The 2,210-nt window shown below is 56.0% G+C and carries 3 protein-coding genes; all 3 read left to right on the plus strand.

What is annotated here, in order from left to right:
* The first annotated feature begins 178 nt into the window (after window positions 1-178).
* Window positions 179-625 carry a hypothetical protein gene (locus JX325_RS15580; RefSeq protein ID WP_204791970.1) on the plus strand — a complete coding sequence of 149 codons (447 nt, stop codon included), beginning with the start codon at window positions 179-181 and terminating at the stop codon, window positions 623-625.
* 120 nt (window positions 626-745) lie between these two features.
* Window positions 746-1,042, plus strand: a complete 297-nt coding sequence (locus tag JX325_RS15585; protein ID WP_204791971.1) for a DUF6809 family protein — start codon at window positions 746-748, stop codon at window positions 1,040-1,042.
* 3 nt (window positions 1,043-1,045) lie between these two features.
* A partial coding sequence (locus JX325_RS15590; protein WP_204791972.1) for a site-specific integrase occupies window positions 1,046-2,210 on the plus strand: 1,165 nt, incomplete at its 3' end.

Genomic DNA, 2,210 nt, shown 5'->3' on the forward strand with positions numbered 1-2,210 from the left:
GCCAGCCACACCGCCCCGCAACGCGGGTCGGGGATTTTCCATAGGTGGTCGGTTTTACCCCCTGTTGGCTGTCCCAGGTGGTCGGAATGAAGAAAAACAGAGGAAAAACCGCCCTGTTTCAACCTTTTCCAAGGTGGCTGTGACAGGTGGTTTTCCAGCAAAAAGGAGGAATTTTCCAATGAGCAAAAATACGCACATTTCGGNGGAACCAAACACACCCGCAGAAGTCAAGACCCGCATCCCCGTCTGGCTGTACCCGTCCACGCTGGAGGTGATAGACAGAGCGATGAAAATTGCGAACTGCAAAAGCCGCAGTGAGTATCTGGAGAAGGCCGCGCTGTTCTACGCTGGCTACGTTTCAGGTCAGGATGCCACTGCCTATCTGCCGCCCGCGCTGGCATCCGTCCTGCGTGGTACAGTGCAGGATACGGAGAACCGGATCTGCCGCCTGCTCTTCAAGCTGGCGGTGGAGCAGGACATGGTAATGAATGTGCTGGCGGCCGGGATGGAGATTCCCGATGAGCAGCTCAAGGCGCTCCGTGGGCGGTGCGTCCAGAACGTGAAAAAGACCAGCGGCAGTATCTCATTGGACGACGCTGTCCGTTACCAAAGGGGCGGCCTGTGATCACCCATCCCCCGCTCAGATTCTGCGCCGCAAAACAAAGAATAAAAGTCCTCGAAAAAAGTAGTAGCTATTCCCGCCAAGGTGTGGTATGTGTTGGTGTTGCAAAGGAGGCAGCTGGAGATGAGAAAAACACTGGAAGATCTCTACTATGGCAACATCATACCCAACGAACAGCAGATGACACCTGGCTCAGAACTGAAGCGGGCAGTAGACCGTGTCGCCAAATATGAAAAGCAGCTCATGGAACAGCTGGAGGAAACCGAGCAGGAGACTCTTACAAAACTTATCCGGTCACAGCATGAGATCAACGGCATTACAGCAACCGAGAATTTTATCCTGGGCTTTCGGCTGGGTGTCAGGATCATGGCAGAGTGCATGGATGACAACGATGGTGATATTCGGAATGGAGGTGAATGACAGATGGCAAAGCGCAGACCGTCTGGCGATGGCATGGTGCGCAAACGCGACGACGGTCGGTGGGAGGGCCGCATCGTGGTGGGCCACAAAGAAAACGGAGACTCCATCTTCCACTACGTCTACGCTCCCACGCAGAAAGAACTGTCCGTAAAACTCCGGCAGGAGATCAACGCCTACCAGGGTGTAGACCTGACCGAGGACAGTTCTATGACGCTGGGCGATTGGCTGGATCGCTGGCTGGACGGGTACATGGCAGGCACTGTGCGCCCCAGTACCCTCCAGGCCTATCGCCGCTACGCTGACCTCTACATCAAGCCCACCCTCGGCGACAGGCCGCTCAATCAAATTACCCCGGCAGAAATACAAAAGCTGTACGCCCATCTGAAAAAGCGGGGCCGAGTCCGCAAACACGAAAAATACGGACAGCAGTTGTCCGACAGCATGGTACACTGTATCCACACTCTGCTCCACGGGGCGATGGGCGCGGCGGAGCAATTCCGGCTAATCCCCAGAAATCCAGTTGCGGAGGTCACTGTACCCAAACGAAAGCTGCCGCCCAAGCAAATCCTCAACGTTGAACAGCTCGATACGTTCATGGCCGCGATTCAAGTGGACGATATTTGGCACGACTTTTTCTACACCGAACTGACCACCGGCCTGCGGCTGGGTGAGATATGCGGCCTGCGCTGGGAGGACTTCGACGCGGAGCATGGAGTGCTGAACATCCAACGCACCGTTCATGTGGAGAAGGGTGGCGTACTTACTACCGGGGACACCAAAACCTACGCTGGTACTCGTAAAATCGTCCTGCCAGCCAGTACGGTACAGTGTCTGCGAGAGAGGAAAGAAGCGGCACTCACCGATTGGATATTCCCCAATCCGCTGAAGCCAGAGCTGCCCGTCAATCCCCGCGCCGCCTACAGCCGATTGAAGGTACTGCTGAAAGACACCGGCCTACCCAGCATCCGATTTCACGATCTCAGGCACACATTCTCGACCCACGCGCTGTCCAGCGGCGTGGACGCCAAGACGCTCTCTGGCATCCTGGGTCACAGCCGGGCATCGTTCACCCTGGATACCTACACCCACGTTACCGGCGATATGCAGAAACGTGCCTCGGAGGTAGTGGGCGATTTCCTGACAGAACTGCTTGGAAAGGAGTTGAAAC

This window comes from Oscillibacter sp. CU971, assembly GCF_905219725.1.
GTDB lineage: Bacteria > Bacillota > Clostridia > Oscillospirales > Oscillospiraceae > Oscillibacter.

Bases quoted from the DNA above. Each gene is read 5' to 3' on its own strand.
- JX325_RS15585 (WP_204791971.1), top strand. From the start codon at position 746: ATGAGAAAAACACTGGAAGATCTCTACTATGGCAACATCATACCCAAC.